The sequence below is a fragment of the Azospirillum sp. NS33 genome (assembly GCF_059703765.1).
Genome location: NZ_BAAKJB010000010.1, coordinates 151,737 through 169,895, shown reverse-complemented (window position 1 = coordinate 169,895; position 18,159 = coordinate 151,737). Strand labels below are relative to the sequence as shown.

Sequence of the window (18,159 nt, the reverse complement as noted above, 5' to 3'; positions counted from 1 at the left end):
CGCGCCCGGCGGGGGGAAGGCGGCTGGTGGCGCCGCTGGCCGGGCGGCCCGGGGCGGCGCCGCGCCGGGCGCCTCGCCTGATGCCGCCGCCGGTGCCGGTGCGGCGGTGGCGGTGCCGGTGGCGGCAGGCGGGGCAGCCGGTGCCGCGGCCGGTGCGGCGAGGGCACGCCGCGCCGCCGGGGCGCGGGCCGCGTCGCGGATGGCGATGAGCTGGGCAACCGCATCCTGCAGCAGCGGCGCCATGGTGGCGGCGTCGGCGAGGTCGTCGGCGGTCAGGGCGGCCACGCGGGCCCGCACCTGCGACACGGTCGCCTCAATGTGCGCACGCAGCGCGTCCGCCTGCTGCTGGGCGTGTTCGAGATCCTGGCGCAGCGTCGAGATCTCGCAGGCCTGGCGCAGCTCGTGGAAGCCTATGTTCTGCGCCGCCTCGCGCAGCGACCGGAAGTCCTGGGACATGCTTCCCAACCTGCGAACCCGCGAACAGTGGATATCCTGCAGCGCAGCGGCGTTCGAGTCGCACGTTCGGCGATGTGGCACTGTTTAGTGCTGGTGTTCGCCCCGTTGTGCGGCGCTTGAAACCGTTTGCGCCTCGATAACGCTTGTACTATTTTTTGCCCGCCGGGGGAACGGCTTCCTTCGACGGCGATCCAACCCTGCGCGTTTTCGCAACGCGTACTTTCCGAGTTGTCACGGTGACGATTGATCGCACGGAACTGGAGCGGCTGCTGGCCGATCGTCCCACCGGCAATCGCAGCGCGATGCAGGCGGTGCGCGAAAACTATGACGACATCGGGCTGATGCGCGAGCGTGGCCTGGCCTGGGCCGAGATATCGGACGTCCTGGCCAAGCTCGGCGTCACCGCGCGGGACTCCCAGCCGATCGCCCCGGTCACGCTGCGCTCCGCCTTCTTCCTGGTCGGCGCGGAAATGCGCGACGAGGGTGCGGGTGCGGGGGACGAGGACGGCGTCGCCGACTCCGACTCCGCGGACGACGGCCAGGACGTTCGCGACACGGGCGAGCCCGACGGGGGCGTTCACAGCGGGGGCGTTCACAGCGGGGGCGAACACGACCGGGGCGGGCGCGGCCAGGGTGGCCGGGAGGCCCGTGCCGCCGCCCCTCCGGCCCTGGCCGCGCCCCGCCCGCCGGATGACTCCGGCCGCACCGGCGCGGTGCGGGGCGTCGCCGAACCCTCAGCCCGCCCGTCCGGCGCCGTGCCATCCGACGCGGTGCCGGACTCCCCACCGCCGGCCGCCGCGCCGGCCGCGGCCATCCCGGCCGATCCCCCTCCAGCCGAACCGATCCCGGCCGGACCGGCCGGCGCCTCGTCTGCACCCGACCCGACCCCATCCGTTAAGACGAACGACCTTTGGAAAGGCGATTTCATGCTGGGTACGATCTTCGTCCTCAATGACCGCGGCGGCGTCGGCAAGACGCTTCTGTCGCACCACCTGATGGCGACCGCCATGCTTGAGGGCCTTCAACTGCGGGTCGTCGAGTACGAAGTCAACGAACGCCTCGCCCGCCTGTTCGGGCCGGAGGTCGTCGAGCACCGCCGGATTTCACAGGATTTCATGAACCTGATGGGATCGGGAGACGGGTTCTACGAGTTCTGGGACCAGATCGGCCCGGAACTGCAGCGCGGCGGTCGCCTCTACGACTTTGGCGGCAACATCAGCCAGTGGTTCTTCAATTGGGCGGAAGTGTCCGGCTTCGACTACTACGTCGGCGACGGCGAGCGGCTGACCTTCATGGTGCCGGTGACCGTCGATCTGGCGTCCCTGTCGACCGGCATGACCACGCTCGACCGCATCGCCACCATCGCCCCGCGGGCCAAGCGCGTGCTGGTGGAGAACGGGGTGTCCGGTCCGTTCAGCCAACTCGACGACAGCCAGTATGGCCGGCGCAAGGCCGAGCTGATGGAGCGGGAAGGGGTGCAGGTGCTGTCGATGCCGCCCTGCACCGCGCCGGCCTGGGCCCGCCTCACCGGCCATCGCCTCGACGAGGTGGCCCAGATGACCCGCGAGGACCTGGCCAAGCTCGGCATGACACCGCCGGTCGCGTCGCGCTCGCTGATCGTCATCCACGAGTGGCTGCGGACCATGCGCCAGGCGCTCGCACCCTATCTGGTCGACACGTTCCGCCAGACGCCGTCGGTGTCGGGCAAGTCGCCGACCCCGGCGCGCTGACCGGTCCGCAAAGGTCGTGAGAGACGGCGGGCCGACGGCCCGCCGTCGTCGTTTCGGGGCCGGCCCGCCGTCGTCGTTTCGGGGCCGCCCGGCCCATGACCGGGCCGGCCGGCCCGGTCTGCCAAAGCCGGGGGCCGACCGGCCTCCCGGCGATCGTGTGATGGAACGCCCATCGCGATCCCGCGTTCTCCGCAGGCAAGGCGTCGCCGCCGCCTTGGGCCAATGTGGAGTTCACCATGCTGAAATGGGCGTTGATTTTCTTTGTCGTTTCGCTGATCGCCGGCGCGCTCGGCTTCACGCGCGTGTCCTCGGCCGCCGGGGGCATCGCGAAAATCCTGTTCTGGATCTTCCTGATTGTTTTCGTCGTCTTCGTCATCCTGGCCTTGATGGCCGGCGAGGTGGTGTTCTAACCGCCGGGCCCGGACAGACGGTTCCCGTCGCGAACCGTCTGTCCGGTGACCGCGGCGGCACCCACCGGCGCACCCGGGGGCGTGGTCACACGAAGCCCTCGACCAGCGCGGTGAAGGCATCGGGCTGTTCGGCGTGCACCCAGTGGCCGGCGCCGGCCATCATCTCGGTGCGGGCGGCGGGGAAGGCTTCGGCGATCGCCGAAGCCTGCTCCCGGGTCACGTAATCGGAGCGCGTGCCGCCGATGAACAAGGCCGGGCCGGGGTAGCGGGCGCCCGCCACGTCCGGGAAGCCGATCAGGGCGTCCATTCCCGCGGCGATGGCCTCCAGGTTGATGCGCCAGCGGAAGCGGCCGTGCTCCTGCACCAGGTTCTGCATCAGGAAGGCGCGCAGCGACGCCTCGGGGACCGCGTCGGCGAGCTGTGCGTCGACCTCCGACCGCCGCGTGCAGCCGGCCAGGTCGGCCGCCCGCATCGCCGCGACGATGGGGGCATGGGTGTGGGTGTACGCCACCGGCGCGATGTCGACCACCACCAGCCGCTCGACCCGGTCGGGGTGGTGCAGGGCCAGGGCCATGGCCATGGCCGCCTTGCCGCCCATGCTGTGGCCGACCACGGCGGCGCGGGCGTAGCCGCGGTCGTCGAGGAAGCGCAGCAGGTCGGCGGCCATCTCCGGGTAGGTCATGCTGTCGGCCCAGGGCGACCCGCCGTGGTTGCGCAGGTCGAGGGCGTAGACGTGGCGCCGCTCGCCCAGCCGCCGGGCGATGGTCTGCCAGTTGCGCGCCGAGCCGAACAGCCCGTGCAGCACCAGAAGCGGCGTGCCGCCGACGCTCTCGCCGGCTTCGAGATAGGTGAGGGGAAGGCCCTGGGGCATGGCGTGGTCCGCGTGTCCGTTGTCGTGGTGCCACGACGATCCTACGCCGGTTTCACCGGATCGGGCCACCGGCCCGGCCCGGCGACACCCGCGGACGTCGTGGTGTTGCAGGCTGTCCGAGCCCGCCCATGGCTGGGCGGCGTTGGGAAACCCTGCTTGACAATGGTACAGGCCGGCCGGGTCGGCCATGCCCTCACGCCGCCCTGGCGGGCGCCGGAGCGCCGCCGTAGGATGCGCGCCGCTCGTCCTACCGGGGCCGCTCGACCGTGATCCGCAACATCCTGTCCGTCGGCGGCCTGACTCTGGCGAGCCGTGCCCTGGGCTTCGTGCGCGACATCCTCATGGCGGCACTGCTCGGCGCCGGGCCGGTGGCCGACGCGTTCTTCGTGGCGTTCCGCCTGCCGAACCATTTCCGCGCCCTGTTCGCGGAAGGGGCGTTCGCCGCCGCCTTCGTGCCCCTGTTCTCGCAGACGCTGGTCGGCGACGGGCCGGCGGCGGCGCGCCGCTTCGCCGAGCGGGTGATGGCGCTGCTGCTGGCGGTCCAGGGGGTGCTGCTGGTGGCCTTCCTCGCCGTCATGCCGTGGTTCATGGTGCTGTTCGCCCCCGGCTTCGCCGGCGACCCCGAACGGTTCGATCTGGCGGTGCTGTTCACCCGGATCACCTTTCCCTACCTGCTGTTCATGTCGCTGGAGTCGCTGCTCGGCGGCGTGCTCAACGGGCTCGGCCGCTTCGGGGCGGCGGCGGCGGCACCCATTCTCCTCAACCTGTGCCTGATCGCCGCGCTGCTGGCCGCGGCGCCGCTGCTGCCGACGGTCGGCCACGCCCTGGCGTGGGGGGTGTTCGCGGCCGGCGTCGCGCAATTCCTCTACCTCGCCTGGGCCGCCGGGCGCGCCGGCATGGGGCTGCGCCTGGTGGCGCCGCGCTGGACCGCCGACGTGCGGCGCTTCCTGGCGGTGCTCGGGCCGGCGGCGCTGGGCGCGGGGGTGGTGCAGATCAACCTGTTCGTTGACACCCTGATTGCCTCGCTGCTGCCGACCGGCGCGGTGTCGTACCTCTACTATGCGGACCGCCTGAACCAGCTGCCGCTGGGGGTGGTCGGCATCGCGGTGGGCACCGTGCTGCTGCCGGAGATGGCGCGCCGCATCAAGGGCGGCGACGCTGCGGGCGCGGTGGCGAGCCAGAACCGCGCCATCGAGCTGGCCCTGGGGCTGACCCTGCCGGCGGCGGCGGCGTTCCTGGCCGCCGGGCTGCCGCTGGTGAGCGTGCTGTTCCAGCACGGCCGGTTCGCCGCCGCCGATGCGGCGGCCGCGGCGGCCGTGCTGCAGGCCTACGCCCTGGGCCTTCCGGCGTTCGTGACCATCCGCAGCCTGGTCGCCGGCTTCCACGCGCGCCAGGACACGCTCACGCCGGTCCGCCTCGCCGTCGTCGCCATGGTCGTGAACGTCGCGCTGAAGGTCGCCCTGACGGGGCCGCTGGGGGTGGTCGGGCTGGCCCTGGCGACCTCCGCATCGGCCTGGGTCAACGCCGGGCTGCTGGTCTGGGCGCTGCGCCGGCGCGGCCTGTTCGCCGCCGACGCCCGGCTGCGCCGCCTCCTGCCGCGCATGGCCGCCGCCGCGCTCGGCACGGGCGCCGCGCTGTGGGCGGCCCAGGCGGCGCTGGCACCGTGGCTGTTCGCCGGCGGCCTGGCGGCGCGGGGCGGCGCGCTGGCGGCGCTGGTGGCCACGGGCCTGCTCGCCTACGCGGCGCTGGCGGTGGCGCTGGGGGTGGTCGGGCGCGCCGATGTCGCCCGCCTGCGGGGGTGGGGCGGCGGCGCGCGAAAGGGCTAACCGGCGATTGTCCCACGCCGCGCGGCCGGGAAACATTGCCGCAGGCGGCGCCGAAGGGTTACATCTTAGGGCAGGCACGGAAAACCGACGGCGTCCCATGGCCAACATCGACGATCTGCTGGGCTCCCGCAGCTCCAACTCCGACGAACCGGACCAGTTCGCCATCGGCGACGCGCCGGTCGAGATCAAGGTGGTCATCGGCACGGCCATGCTGCGGGTGCGCGACCTGCTGAAACTCGGCCGTGGTGCGGTGGTGGAATTGGACCGTCATCTCAAGGACCCCACCGACGTGTACGTCGAAGGGGTTCTGGTCGCCCGCGGCGAGGTGGTGATCGTCGATGACAAGATCGGTGTCACGCTGACCGACTTCATCAAATCCAGCCGCGAGTGGAAGCGCTGAACGGGCGCGCCGCGCCGCGTTTTCCCTGGACAGGAGTCGAGGGCTTCGCTTTCCTCTGCGGCGTTGTGCACTGCCCCCCAGCCAGCCTGGACCGACGGACGGAGATCCCGTGACCTTTTCGGCGCTGCTTCGGTTTGCCCGTTCCCGGCTCGCGGCCTTCGCCGCCGCCGCCCTCCTCCTCATCGCCTTCGGCGCCGCCGGGGCCTCGGTGTTTCCCTTCGCCACCGGGCTTCCCGACGCGTCCGTGGCCTACCGCGCGCCGGAGCCGGTGGCCGGCCTGCTGCCGGACAAGGGCATTCCCGTCTACGACCTGATCGGCGACGTGCGCACGCGGCGCAGCGGCATCGCCACCATGAACGCGGACGGCCTGATCCAGGTGGCGCGCTACGACGCGGTCGACGCCGTCGACAGCCGCACCGAGGCGGTGCTGCTGGCCGCCAACGTGCGCACCTTGTGGGTGCTGGCCACCGAGGGCGACCGCGCCGAGCTGCGCGACACCGCCGCGGAGTTCGTGGTTGCCGCGCGCGAGGCGATCGAGGGGGCGCTGAAGTCGCCGGTGTTCCTGCGCGAGTACAAGCCGGTTCTGGAGACGGCGGTGAGCGAGGCCTTCGCCGGGGCCTGGAAGGCGCCGGCCACCCAGGACGCCGCGGCCGCGGTGCTGCGGATCGGTCAGCCCATGTTCCGTGGCGTCGTCGCCGATGATCTGCGTCCGGCGCTGCTGGAGCGTCTGACCCCGGCGGTGTGGAAGGCCGCGCGCAGCAGCGCCGCCAACCTGCTCGACGTCTTCTCCGAGGGCTTCGCCATGGACCTGGCCCCCCTGGAGGAAGCGGTGGCGGGAGCCCTGACGGACGAACGGGTGCGCGAGGGCACGGCCCGGGCGGTCGCCGAGATCGCGGCGACTCCCCAGGTGCAGCATCTGGCCGAGGTCATGGCGACGGAGTTGATCCTGCGCCTGCGCGCCGACGACCGGTTCACCGGCACCTTGAGCGACCTGTTCGGCGACAGCCGTTTTTCCGCCTATCTCGCGCCCGTCGGCCCGCCAGCGCTGCAGCTCATGCGCGCCGCGCCCCGGACCCTCGCCCGGCTCGAGGAGAAGGCCGACCTCAACTCGCTCGCCGCCGACATCTTCAAGTCCCAGGCGCGCGGACTCAGCGGATATGTGATCATCTACATGACCCCCGACCAGCGCGACCGCATCGCCGCCATCGATCCCCTCGCCCCGGTGACCCTCGGCCGCACCGGCGCGGCCGGAGCCCGGTCGTGAGCGCCGTCGCCGCCGTGGAGGCCGCCGCCGCCGTCCCGCCCGAGCCGACCCTCGCGATCCGCGCCCTCACCATCACCGCACCCGGCGGCGCGGTGCTGGTGGAGGATGCCAGCTTCGACATCGGCCCCGGCGAGATCGTCGTGGTGGTCGGGCCGTCGGGCTCCGGCAAGACCACGATGATCAACCTGCTGAGCGGTCTGCCCGACGCCCTGTCCGGCGGCTGGCGGGTCACCGGCACCATGGTCTGCGCGGGCCGGACCTTCGACCTGTCCCGCGACCGCAGCGAGATCGGCGGTCTGGTGTTCCAGCAGAACGCGCTGTTCGACGACCTCAGCACCGGCGAGAACCTGCGCATCGCCGCCGACCACGCGCCGGAGACGGACGCCGCGCTGCAGGACTGCGCGGTGTCGCTGCTGCCCGACGTGGCGGCCGACAAGCTGGTCAGCGCGTGCAGCGGCGGCCAGCGCCAGCGCGTCGCCATCGCCCGCACGCTCCTGGCCAACCGCCCCGTGCTGTTTCTCGACGAGCCGAACTCGGGCCTCGACATCCGGTCCTCGCGGGCGTTGGCCAGCATGGTCCGCGACATCTGCCGGCGCATGGGCAAGCCGGCCGTGATCGTCGCCCACCATGTGGAGGACCTGCTCCCCATGGCCGATCGCGTGCTGCTGCTGGACACCCGCACGCGCAGCCTGCGCTCGGTCGCCCCCGACCTGGAGGTCATCGAGCGCGAGATGATGGGGCTGGCGCCGGGCGCCGCCCGCTCCGTGGCCGAAGGCGAGGTGGAGCCCGAGGGCAGTTGGGCCGGTCGGCTGCCGCGGGCCAGCGGCGCCCATTGGTTCGCCCGGTATTTCGCCGAGTATTTCTGGGTGCTCTGCGCCTCGCCGCTGATGCTGCTCTACGTCGCCCTGGGCGGGGCGATCGTCGGCTTCGTCGAGATCTGGTTCGGCTTCAACTATCACTCCTTCGGCGGATACCTGAAGTCGCTGCTGCACGACGAGACCCTGGTCGGGCTCGGCTTCATCCAGGTGACCGTGGCGGTGCCCCTGATCACCTCGATCCTGGTGGTGGCGCGCAACAACGCGATCATCGCCGCCGATCTCGGCAACCGGGTGCTGTCCAGCCAGTTCAAGGCGATGCACAACCTGCGCATCCCCGCCAACCTCTACCTGATCGGCTCGATCCTGCTGAACATGGTGCTGGGCTCGGTGGTGCTGATGGCGGTGGCCATGGCCACCGCCGGCTGGGCCTCGCTCCAGACCTGGCACCTGCTGTTCCCCGGCCAGGCGGCCGAGCTGTGGCAGGAGAACTTCTTCCGCACCTTCCTCTCCGGCGAGGCCCATGTCTGGAGGGACCTGGGCTACGTGGTCGTCAAGACCATGGTGAGCGCCGCCCTGGCCGGGCTGGTGGGGGTCTTCATCGGCCTGCGCAAGAAGGCCTCGGTGGTGGCGATCAACTACGCCATCGCCGAGTCCATCGTCGCCGGCGTGTCGATCACCCTGTTCGTTCACGCCGTGGTCGGCGTCGCCCAGTTCTGACGATCACGGCAGGGCCGGCGTCGGCGGCTCCTCCGTGGCCATGTCGTCCCCGGCCGCGTCGGCGTCGCGGTCCGGCGCGGGATCGGTCGGGGCCGCCTCGGGCGGCGTCTGCACGGGCGGCGTCTGCGCCACCAGCACCGGTGCGCGGACGGGAACCGGCGCCGGGTCGGGATCGGCGCCGACCAGGGCCGCCGGCAGAGCGTCGTTGTCGGCGATGACGACCCGCGGCTCGCCCACGACGTAGACCCGCACCGCGGTGATTCCCTCCTCGCGCATGTCGAGCTTCGCGGCGGCGCCGCGCGACAGGTCGATCACCCGGCCGTCGATGAACGGCCCGCGGTCGTTGATCGCCACCCGCACCGACCGCCCGTCATCGATGCGCACCACCCGCACCTCGGTGCCGAGCGGCAGGGTGCGGTGGGCCGCGGTCATCGCGTTCTGGTCGAACACCGCGCCGCTGGCCGTGCGCCGGCCGTGGAATCCGGGCCCGTACCACGAGGCGACACCGGTGTCGATGAAGGGCCGGACGTCGGCAGGGCACCCCTCGGCGGTGGTGCGGCAATCCCCGTCTACGAACGAACCGGCCCCGTCAACGAACGAACTGGCGCCCAAGGGGCCGGAACTCATCAACATCACCAATCCCGCAATCCCGGCCATCTCCGTGAGCACCCGCGTCGCCATGTTCCCTCCTTCGGCTTTGTGTGGAAGCAGACGGGGGTCGCAACACGATCGTCTGGGCATGGTTCCGCGTTCCTGCCCGCCCGACATAGGCCGCGGGGACGATCATCCACGAAAGCCAAAGGGGGGCAGGGGGCACGCCGGGCCGAGTCAGCCCGCTGCCGGCCCGGCCGGACGGACCCGCGCCGACTCGTCGAGCGCCGACTCGTCGAGCACCGGGCCGGGGAGCGCCGGGCCGGGGAGGGAGAGCAGCCAGCGCTCGACGCGCAGCAGCAGGATCCGCGCCTCCACATCCCCGGCCGCGCGGCTCAAGGCCCGGGCCGTCAGGATGGCGCGGCAGGTGGTGCAGGGCGTGCGCGGGCGGCATCGGGCGGGTGCCGGGGTCCGGATGGCGGGAGCGGCCTCCGGACACGCACCCGTCCCGCCGCCCCAGCCACGCTTGCCGCTGTCCAACACTGCTCCTGCCCCTCGGTGCCGCGCGGGAAGCCGCGACTATGCCAAAGCTCATAATACGTAAGTTGGATAACGCGGGGCAAGCGGAAAGGGGGAACGGCGCCGGCGACGAGCAACCGGCGCAAGCCGCGGCGCGCAGTCCGCGCCGGCCGTGCCGCCGGCCCTTGCCGGACGGGGGCGCCATGGGGTACCTCTCGCCGATCGGCCACGTCTGGCGGGGAGCAGGGGATTGGGCACCTCCACGGAGACCATCGAGGTGCGGCGCCGGCGGCTGCGCTTTCGCGCCTGGCACCGCGGCACGCGGGAGATGGACCTGCTGCTGGGCAGCTTCGCCGACGCCCATGTGGCGGATTTCGACACGCGCGGGCTCGACCGCTTCGAGGCGCTCCTGGAACTCGGCGATCCCGATCTCTATAACTGGATGACGGGCCGCGAGCCGGTGCCGGCCGAGCACGACACCGAGGTGATGCGCCTCTTCACCCAGTTCCGCTACACGCCCCGTCAGGGCTCCTGAGCCGCCGTACCACCTTGATCAAATTCGAACTTCAGCCCGGCCGCCCGGCCCGCCTCCTGGTCGGCGGCGCTCCCGAGGGGCATGACGCCCGTGTCGTCGCGGAGCTGGCGCGCCGCGCCGGCCCCGCCGGCGTGCTGCACGTGGCCCTCGACGACACCCGCACCGCGCGCCTGGCCGAGGCCCTGGCCTTCTTCGCGCCGGCTCTCGACGTGTTGACCTTTCCCGCCTGGGATTGCCTTCCCTACGACCGGGTGTCCCCCAACGGCGAGATCATCGCCCGGCGCATCGACACCCTGACCCGGCTGCTCGAGCGCCGGGACGGCGGCGCGCCGCTGGTGGTGATCACCACCGTCAACGCCCTGCTCCAGAAGGTGCCGGGCCGCGGCGCCTTCCGCCACGCCACCTTCGCGGCGCGGATCGGCGACCGCATCGATCTCGACCCGCTGCAGCGCTACCTCGCGCAGAACGGCTACACCCGCGCCCAGACGGTGCGGGAGCCCGGCGAGTTCGCCATCCGCGGCGGCATCATCGACCTGTTCCCGCCGGGCACCGAGGAGCCGCTGCGCCTCGACCTGTTCGGCGACGAGCTGGACGGCGTGCGCGCCTTCGACCCGATGACCCAGCGCACCACCGAGAAGCGCGACGGCGTGGTGCTCAAGCCGGTGTCGGAGGTGTTCCTAGACGAGCCGGCGATCGCGCGCTTCCGCTCCGGCTATCGCGAGTTGTTCGGGGCGGTCACCGACGACGACCCGCTCTACGAGGCGATCAGCGCCGGGCGCAAGTTCGGCGGCATGGAGCACTGGCTGCCCCTGTTCCACGAGGGGCTGGACAGCCTGCTGGCCTATCTGCCCAAGGCCCTGATCTCCCTCGACCACCAGGCCGAGGAGTCGCGCGACGCCCGTCTCGCCCAGATCGAGGACTTCCATTCCGCCCGCGCCACCATGGCGTCGGTGGAGAAGAAGGCGGGCCAGCCGGTCTACAAGCCGATCCCGCCTGGCCTCCTGTTCCTCGACCGCGCGCAGTGGGACGCGGCGCTCGGCGGGCACGGGGTGGTCCGGCTCCAGCCCTTCGCCACGCCGCCCGGGGTGATGGGCACCATGGATGCCGGCGGCCGCCGCGGCCACGATTTCGCCGAGGAGCGGGCGCGGCCCGACGTCAACGTGTTCGACGCGGTGCGCGACCACATCCAGCGCCTGCGCGCCGACGGCCGGCGGGTGCTGGTGGCCGGCTACTCCGCGGGGTCGCGCGACCGCCTGATGGCGGTGCTGGCCGACCACGGCATCGCCGGGCTGGAGCCGGCGGAGAGCGTGGAGGACGCCCGGCGTTTCGACCGCCACGTCACCGGCATGATGGTGCTGGGGATCGAGCACGGCTTCACCGCGCCCGACCTGGCGGTGATCACCGAGCAGGACATCCTCGGCGACCGCCTGGTCCGCCCCGCCGGCAAGCGCAAGCGCAAGGCCGCCAACTTCATCGCCGAGTACTCCGCCCTCAACGAGGGCGACCTGGTGGTCCACATGGACCACGGCATCGGCCGCTACGACGGGCTGGAGACCCTGACCGTCTCCGGCGCCCCGCACGACTGCCTGCGCCTGGTCTACGAGGGCGGCGACAAGCTCTACGTGCCGGTGGAGAACATCGAGGTGCTGACCCGCTACGGCAGCGAGGAGGCCGGCGGCCAGCTCGACAAGCTGGGCGGGGCGGGCTGGCAGGGCCGCAAGGCGCGGGTCAAGAAGCGCCTGAAGGACATGGCCGAAGCGCTTCTGAAGATCGCTGCGGAGCGCGAGCTGCGGCGTGCCGAGGCGGTCGACGCGCCCGAGGGTCTCTATCAGGAATTCGCCGCGCGCTTCCCCTTCCCGGAGACCGACGACCAGTTGAAGGCGATCGAGGAGGTGTTCACCGACCTCGGCTCCGGCCGGCCCATGGACCGCCTGGTGTGCGGCGACGTCGGCTTCGGCAAGACCGAGGTGGCGCTGCGCGCCGCCTTCGCCGTGGCGATGAGCGGCCGCCAGGTCGCGGTGGTGGTGCCGACGACGCTGCTGGCGCGCCAGCACCACAAGACCTTCGCCACCCGCTTCGCCGGGCTGCCCCTGCGCATCGTCCAGCTCTCGCGGATGGTGACCGCCAAGGACGCCACCCGGGTCAAGAAGGAGATCACCGAGGGCACCGCCGACATCGTCATCGGCACCCACGCCCTGCTCGGCAAGGGCGTCGATTTCAAGCGCCTGGGCATGGTGATCGTCGACGAGGAGCAGCATTTCGGCGTGAAGCAGAAGGAGCGCCTGAAGGAGCTGCGCGCCGACGTGCACGTGCTGACCCTGACGGCGACGCCGATCCCGCGCACCTTGCAGATGGCGCTGTCGGGGGTGCGCGAGCTGTCGCTGATCGCCACCCCGCCGGTCGACCGGCTGGCCGTGCGCACCTTCGTGCTGCCCTACGACCCCGTGGTCATCCGCGAGGCGATCCTGCGCGAGCATTACCGCGGCGGCCAGACCTTCTATGTCTGCCCGCGGCTGGAGGACCTGCCGAAGGTGGCGGAGCGGCTGCGCGAGCTGGTGCCGGAGGTGAAGGTCACCACCGCCCACGGCCAGATGGCCGCGTCGGAGCTGGAAGACGTGATGACCGCCTTCGACGAGGGCAAGTTCGAGGTGCTGCTGGCCACCAACATCATCGAGAGCGGCCTCGACATCCCCACCGCCAACACGATGATCGTCCACCGCGCCGACCTGTTCGGGCTGGCCCAGCTCTACCAGATCCGCGGCCGTGTCGGCCGCTCCAAGGTGCGTGGCTACGCCTATCTGACCTACACCCCCAACAAGCAGCTCACCGCCACGGCGCAGCAGCGCCTGCACGTGATCGAGACGCTGGACAGCCTCGGCGCCGGCTTTCAGCTCGCCAGCCATGACATGGACATCCGCGGTGCCGGCAACCTGCTGGGCGAGGAGCAGTCCGGCCACGTCAAGGAGGTCGGCGTCGAGCTCTACCAGCACATGCTGGAGGAGGCGGTGGCCAACGCCCGCGCCGGGCTGGGCCAGGACGGCGGCGGCGCCGAGGCGGCGGGCTGGACGCCGCAGATCAACCTGGGCACGCCGGTGTTGATCCCGGAGACCTACGTCACCGATCTCACGGTCCGTCTGACCCTGTACCGGCGCATCGCCGAGCTGGTGGACCGTCCGGAGGTCGAGGGGTTCGCCGCCGAACTGATCGACCGCTTCGGCCCGTTGCCGGCGGAGGTCGAGAACCTTCTGGACGTGGTCACCGTCAAGCAGCTCTGCCGCCAGGCGGGGGTCGAGCGGGTCGACGCCGGGCCCAAGGGCGCCGTGCTGACCTTCCACGGCAACAGCTTCGCCCGCCCCGACAAGCTGCTCGCCTACATCGCCGGGCAGGGTGGGTTGATGAAGCTGCGGCCCGACCACAAGCTGGTCCACACCCGGGTGTGGGACGACGCGGGCCTGCGCGTCGCCGGCGTGAAGCGCCTGATGAAGGACCTTGCCGACATGGCCGCCGGGGCCGACGTGAAGGGCGAGCCGCCGCCCCCGCCGCCCCCGCCGCCACCGCCACGCCCCTCCGCGCTGAAGGCCGGCTCCAAGTTCGGCCGGAACATTCCCGGGCGTCCGCCGCCGGGCCGGACCGGCCGTCGATGACCGGGCTGGCCGGGCGGCTGGTCCGTGGCGACCGCCGCCCGGACGGCGCCACGGCCTCGGTCGCCGACGCCGTGGCCGCGAAGCCGGTCCTGGCGGCGGAACTGGTCGACTGCCTGTTCCACCCGGATGCGCGGGTGCGCATGCGCGCCGCCGCGAGCCTGGAGCGGGTGAGCCGCAACGCGCCGCACGCCGTCGACCCCTTCGTCGACCGCCTGCTCGGCGAGGCGGCGCAGCTCGACCAGGCCGAGGTGCGCTGGCATCTCGCGCGGCTGCTGCCGCGCCTGACCCTCGACGAGGCGCGCCGCTGGCGCGCCGCCGCCCTGATGACCCAGTGGTTCGGGGCCACGGAAAGCCGCATCGTGCGCACCGCGGCGCTGCAGGCCATGGTCGACCTGGCCGAGGGCTACGGGCCGCTGCGCGACGTGGCGGCGGAGATGATGCGGCGCGCCCTGGATTCCGGCGTGTCCTCGCTGGCGGAGCGGGCGCGGCGCATCCTCAATCCGCTCCAGGTCGACCGGCGCATGCTGGACGCGGTGATGAAGCCGGCCGAACCGGCGGCCCCCCTGGTGCTGACCCTGATGGCGGGTGCCTTCGCCGTGTGTCGCCTGCCCCCCGAGGACGGGGTGCCCGGGTGGGTCGCGTGGGACGGTCCGCTGGTGGCGGTGACCCGCACCGCGGACGAGGTCTCGGTCGTGTGCGCCGACGGCGCGGTGCCGGAGGGGGTGCGGGCGGAACGCGACTGGCGGGCGTTCCGGGTCGAGGGTCCGCTGGACGTCGCGCTGACCGGCATCCTGGCCCGGCTGACGGCGGCCCTGGCGGAGGCGGCGATCCCGGTCTTCGCCCTGTCGACCTACGACACCGATTATCTGCTGGTGCGCGCGGCACTGGCCGACCCTGCGGCGGTGGCGCTGGCCGGCGTCGCCCGGGTGCGGCGGGACCCGGCGTGATCGCGTCCTCCCCCGGGGCGGGCCCGGGGGAGGACGCCGACGCTCACTTCGCGTCGGCGGCGACCTGCATCTTGATGATCTTGTCGGGGTCGCTGACCTGGCCGTTGCGGCTGGAGCTGCCCTTCTTGATCATGTCGACGAACTCCATGCCCTCGACCACCTTGCCCCAGGCCGTGTACTGGCCGTTGAGGTGCGGGGCGTCGTCGAAGACGATGAAGAACTGGCTGTCGGCGCTGTTGGGGTCCATGGCGCGGGCCATGGACAGCGTGCCGCGCACGTGCGGCTCCGCCGAGAACTCGGCCTTCAGCTTCTTGCCCGAGCCGCCGGTGCCGGTGCCGGTGGGATCGCCGGTCTGGGCCATGAAGCCGTCGATGACCCGGTGGAACACGACGCCGTCGTAGAAGCCCTCCCGGGTCAACTCCTTGATGCGGGCGACATGCGTCGGCGCCAGGTCGGGGCGCAGCTCGATGACGACGCGGCCGTCCTTGAGGTCGAGGTAAAGGGTGTTTTCCGGATCCAAGGCCAATGCCTCCCCTATGAAGAACAGGGCGCCGAGCAGCGCCATCATGGCAACGCGGGCAAACCGCAACATTCGAAGTGCTCCGATGTGTCGACTCCGCAAGGGCCGACCATAGGCGAAACGGGCGCCGATGCAAACCGGACCCTGCACCGGGACGGCGGCGGCGGCCGCGCTTTTTGCACTGTGGACCGGCCGGCCGGGGGCGCTACCCTGGGACCGGTCGAACGGGGAGGGATGGTGTGCGGCGCCTGGCGATCTGGCTGGCGATTCTCGTGGTGGCGGCGGGCGCCATGGCCCTGGCCTGGGCCGACCTGCTGGAGGCGGGGCTGACCCTGGCGCTGCGGCGCGCCGGCTTCGCCGACGCACGGGTGACCGTGGTGCGGGCGGGCGTGGACTGGAGCCGGGCGGCCGTCGCCCTGGGCGAGGGGCGGCGGCTGGGCACCGTCACCGTGCTTCATCCCTGGCGCGACCTGCTGGACGGCCGCGTCGCCCGCGTCGTGGTGGCGGGCGCGGACCTCGGCGTCGAGGTGGACGGGCGCGGGCGACTCCGCGTCGCCGGCATGGCCCTGCCGGTCGCCGCCGCCGGCGATGGGGGGGACGGCGGGGACGGGGATTGGCCGGCCCTGCCCGTCGCGGTGGCGGTGCAGGACAGCACGGTGCGGGTGGCGTGGCCGGGCGGTGCGGCGACCCTGCCGCTGTCACTGACGGTGGGCGCCGGTGCCGCGCCGGCGGTGCGCCTCGCGGTGGCGGCCGAGGATTTCGGGCTGACGCTCGAGCTGGACGGCCGGTTGGTCGCCGGGCGGCGCTTTGCCGCCACCGTCTCGGTGGCGGCCCACGACCTCGCCCGGCTCGGCGGTCCGGCCGGAGGGGGCACGGTGGCGGGGCGGGTGTCGGGGCGGCTGGCCACCGACGCCGTCGCGCTGGTCCTGGACGGGTGTCTGACGCTCACCACCGACGGCCTGGTCCTGGCCGGACACCGGGTGGAGCTGCCGGAGGGGGCGTGCATCGCCGGTCCCGACGACGGCCCCGCCGCCGGCCCCGCCGCCGTCGTGCCGCTGGACGGCGGCGCGCCTTCCCTGCGGCTCACCACCCGCGTGCCGCACCTTGCCATCCCCGATGCCGACCTCCGGGTGGAGGGGCTGCGGCTCGCCACGACGGTGGCGGACGGGCGCCTGGTCAGCGACGCCACGGCCGGGCGTGTGCTCAGCACCGCGCGCCCCGCGCCGTTCGCCCCGGTCGCGCTGTCGGCCCGGGCCGAGGGGCCGCTGGACGGCGAGCTCGCCCTGTCGGCGACGGTCGACGGCCCATCGGGCGTGCGTGTCCAGGCGTCGGGTCGCCACGGCCTCGCCAGCGGGGAGGGGCGGCTGGAGGTCCGTCTCCAGCCGGTGGTCTTCCATCCCGACGGGCTGCAGCCGGCCGCTCTGTCGCCGCTGGCCGGGGCGATGGCGCGCGCGGTCGCGGGAACGGTGGCCGCGCGTGGCGCCCTGGCATGGGGTGCCAAGGGGGTGGGCACGTCGGGCCGGCTGCTGCTGACCGATGTGGCCGCCGCCGCCGGGCCGGTGTCGGTCGCCGGCGTCAACGGCGTGGTCACTCTGTCCTCCCTGATGCCGCCGACCGTCCCGGCCGGGCAGGTGCTGGCCGTGAAGCGCCTTGATGTCGGGCTGCCGCTCACCGACGGCGTGCTGCGCTTCGGGCTCGACCGCCGGGCCGTCGTCGCCGTCGACGAGGCGGAATGGCACTGGGCCGGCGGCACGGTCCGGGCCCGGCCGTTCCGTCTCCCGCTCGCCGCGCCCGAAGGCCGGATCGAGCTGGAGGCGGTCGGCCTGGATCTCGGCGCCGTGCTCGACCTCGTGACGGTCGAGGGGCTGGCGGCGACGGGGCGCCTGGACGGGGTGATGCCGGTCTGGGTCGAGGGAGAGACCGTGCGAATCGACGGCGCCACGCTGTCCGCCCGCGACGGTGGCATCCTGCGTTACGACCCGGCCGAGCCGCCGTCCTTCCTGACCGAGGGCGAGCCGGGCAGCCCGACCGCTCTGCTGATGGGGGCGTTGACCGACTTCCGCTACGACAGTCTGGCCATGACCATCAACGGGGTGGCCGGGGGCGAGCTGGTGGTGGGGCTGTCGATCCGCGGGTCCAACCCCGAATTCTATGATGGCTATCCCGTCGCCCTTAATCTTAATGTGAGCGGCGCGCTCGACCGCATCCTGCGCCAAAGCCTCGACGCCTACCGCATCCCCGATGCGGTGCGCGACCGCATGTTGGAGTTCCAACAATAGGAGCACCATGGACGTCCCGACCTTGCGCCGCCCGGCGGCCGCCTTGGCGGCGGTGGCGGTGGGAACCGCCCTGGCGGTCACCGCCTGCGCCCCGACGGTGAAGCTCGAAGCGCCGGAGCGGCCGATCGAGATCAACCTCAACATCAGGATCGAACAGGAGGTGCGGGTGAAGGTCGAACGCGACCTCGAGAGGGCGATCCTCGACGACCCCGACCTGTTCGGCCTGCCGCCGGCGACCGACGGCGCGCCGGCGGGCACCACCAAGGGAGGCGCCTCATGATCCGGTTCCTGTCGATTGTCGCGCTGGCGCTGGTCCTGCTGGGCGGCGCGCCGGCGCCGGCGCCGGCCCAGGAGGCGCTGTCCGCGGCCAAGGCGGCGGGGCAGGTGGGCGAGCGGCCGGACGGGCTGGTGGGCGCGCTGCCCGGCGCCCCCGGCGACGTTCAGGCCCTGGTCCAGCAGGTCAACGCGCAGCGTCTCGCCCGCTACCGGCAGATCGCCCAGGGCAACGGCACCTCGGTCGACAAGGTCCAGGCCATCGCCGGGCAGGAGTTGATCCAGCGCACGCCCTCCGGCCAGTTCGTCATGACCGCCGGCGGGGCCTGGGCCCGCAAATAGGCGCTGGCGCGGTGGCG

The 18,159-nt window shown here is 72.7% G+C and carries 16 protein-coding genes and 1 pseudogene; 12 read left to right on the top strand and 5 right to left on the bottom strand.

Going from position 1 to position 18,159, the window contains the following annotated elements; all coding sequences use genetic code 11:
• A pseudogene (locus AC6H2I_RS11625) lies at nucleotides 1-456 on the bottom strand (hypothetical protein); the annotation flags it as partial.
• Nucleotides 457-692: 236 nt separating this feature from the next.
• On the opposite strand from AC6H2I_RS11625, the gene AC6H2I_RS11620 reads away from it, so the two are divergent.
• A complete protein-coding gene (locus AC6H2I_RS11620) occupies nucleotides 693-2,186 on the top strand; it encodes a hypothetical protein (RefSeq protein WP_497500792.1) in 1,494 nt (497 codons plus the stop codon).
• A gap of 236 nt (nucleotides 2,187-2,422) precedes the next feature.
• The gene (locus AC6H2I_RS11615) at nucleotides 2,423-2,596 is read left to right on the top strand and encodes a DUF1328 domain-containing protein (protein ID WP_497500791.1); all 174 of its coding nucleotides are present in this window, start codon (nucleotides 2,423-2,425) and stop codon (nucleotides 2,594-2,596) included.
• A gap of 85 nt (nucleotides 2,597-2,681) precedes the next feature.
• Here AC6H2I_RS11615 and AC6H2I_RS11610 read toward each other — a convergent pair whose 3' ends face one another.
• A complete protein-coding gene (locus tag AC6H2I_RS11610) occupies nucleotides 2,682-3,467 on the bottom strand; it encodes an alpha/beta fold hydrolase (RefSeq protein WP_497500790.1) in 786 nt (261 codons plus the stop codon).
• Between the two features lie 266 nt (nucleotides 3,468-3,733).
• Here AC6H2I_RS11610 and murJ point away from each other — a divergent pair, with 266 nt between their 5' ends.
• From murJ to AC6H2I_RS11590, 4 genes are all read left to right on the top strand, one after another.
• Nucleotides 3,734-5,293, top strand: a complete 1,560-nt coding sequence (gene murJ, locus AC6H2I_RS11605) for a murein biosynthesis integral membrane protein MurJ (RefSeq protein WP_497500789.1) — start codon at nucleotides 3,734-3,736, stop codon at nucleotides 5,291-5,293.
• A gap of 97 nt (nucleotides 5,294-5,390) precedes the next feature.
• Nucleotides 5,391-5,693, top strand: coding sequence for a flagellar motor switch protein FliN (fliN, locus tag AC6H2I_RS11600; RefSeq protein WP_497500788.1), 303 nt, complete (start codon nucleotides 5,391-5,393; stop codon nucleotides 5,691-5,693).
• 109 nt (nucleotides 5,694-5,802) lie between these two features.
• Nucleotides 5,803-6,957 carry a hypothetical protein gene (locus tag AC6H2I_RS11595; RefSeq protein ID WP_497500787.1) on the top strand — a complete coding sequence of 385 codons (1,155 nt, stop codon included), beginning with the start codon at nucleotides 5,803-5,805 and terminating at the stop codon, nucleotides 6,955-6,957.
• Nucleotides 6,954-8,492, top strand: a complete 1,539-nt coding sequence (locus AC6H2I_RS11590; RefSeq protein WP_497500786.1) for an ATP-binding cassette domain-containing protein — start codon at nucleotides 6,954-6,956, stop codon at nucleotides 8,490-8,492. The genes AC6H2I_RS11595 and AC6H2I_RS11590 overlap by 4 nt, the downstream gene beginning before the upstream one ends.
• Nucleotides 8,493-8,495: 3 nt before the next feature.
• Here the strand turns inward: AC6H2I_RS11590 and AC6H2I_RS11585 are convergent, their stop codons facing one another.
• Nucleotides 8,496-9,173, bottom strand: coding sequence for a septal ring lytic transglycosylase RlpA family protein (locus AC6H2I_RS11585; protein ID WP_497500785.1), 678 nt, complete (start codon nucleotides 9,171-9,173; stop codon nucleotides 8,496-8,498).
• Between the two features lie 147 nt (nucleotides 9,174-9,320).
• Nucleotides 9,321-9,623 carry a hypothetical protein gene (locus AC6H2I_RS11580; protein ID WP_497500784.1) on the bottom strand — a complete coding sequence of 101 codons (303 nt, stop codon included), beginning with the start codon at nucleotides 9,621-9,623 and terminating at the stop codon, nucleotides 9,321-9,323.
• A 229-nt stretch (nucleotides 9,624-9,852) separates the two neighbouring features.
• On the opposite strand from AC6H2I_RS11580, the gene AC6H2I_RS11575 reads away from it, so the two are divergent.
• The 3 genes from AC6H2I_RS11575 to AC6H2I_RS11565 are packed head-to-tail and all read left to right on the top strand — an operon-like array spanning nucleotide 9,853 to nucleotide 14,728.
• The gene (locus AC6H2I_RS11575) at nucleotides 9,853-10,137 is read left to right on the top strand and encodes an FAD assembly factor SdhE (RefSeq protein WP_497500783.1); all 285 of its coding nucleotides are present in this window, start codon (nucleotides 9,853-9,855) and stop codon (nucleotides 10,135-10,137) included.
• A gap of 14 nt (nucleotides 10,138-10,151) precedes the next feature.
• On the top strand, nucleotides 10,152-13,781 hold the full coding sequence (mfd, locus tag AC6H2I_RS11570) for a transcription-repair coupling factor (RefSeq protein ID WP_497500782.1): 3,630 nt from the start codon (nucleotides 10,152-10,154) through the stop codon (nucleotides 13,779-13,781).
• A complete protein-coding gene (locus AC6H2I_RS11565) occupies nucleotides 13,778-14,728 on the top strand; it encodes an ACT domain-containing protein (RefSeq protein WP_497500781.1) in 951 nt (316 codons plus the stop codon). The genes mfd and AC6H2I_RS11565 overlap by 4 nt, the downstream gene beginning before the upstream one ends.
• Before the next feature lie 43 nt (nucleotides 14,729-14,771).
• Here AC6H2I_RS11565 and AC6H2I_RS11560 read toward each other — a convergent pair whose 3' ends face one another.
• On the bottom strand, nucleotides 14,772-15,320 hold the full coding sequence (locus AC6H2I_RS11560; RefSeq protein ID WP_497500780.1) for a peptidylprolyl isomerase: 549 nt from the start codon (nucleotides 15,318-15,320) through the stop codon (nucleotides 14,772-14,774).
• A gap of 167 nt (nucleotides 15,321-15,487) precedes the next feature.
• On the opposite strand from AC6H2I_RS11560, the gene AC6H2I_RS11555 reads away from it, so the two are divergent.
• The 3 genes from AC6H2I_RS11555 to AC6H2I_RS11545 are packed head-to-tail and all read left to right on the top strand — an operon-like array spanning nucleotide 15,488 to nucleotide 18,142.
• Complete coding sequence (locus tag AC6H2I_RS11555; protein WP_497500779.1) at nucleotides 15,488-17,527, top strand: intermembrane phospholipid transport YdbH family protein; 2,040 nt, start codon at nucleotides 15,488-15,490, stop codon at nucleotides 17,525-17,527.
• A 7-nt stretch (nucleotides 17,528-17,534) separates the two neighbouring features.
• Entirely contained in the window at nucleotides 17,535-17,807 is a 273-nt protein-coding gene (locus tag AC6H2I_RS11550; protein ID WP_497500778.1) for a YnbE family lipoprotein, read from the top strand.
• A complete protein-coding gene (locus AC6H2I_RS11545) occupies nucleotides 17,804-18,142 on the top strand; it encodes a YdbL family probable chaperone protein (protein WP_497500777.1) in 339 nt (112 codons plus the stop codon). Before AC6H2I_RS11550 ends, AC6H2I_RS11545 begins: the two co-directional genes overlap by 4 nt.
• Nucleotides 18,143-18,159: the final 17 nt, after the last annotated feature.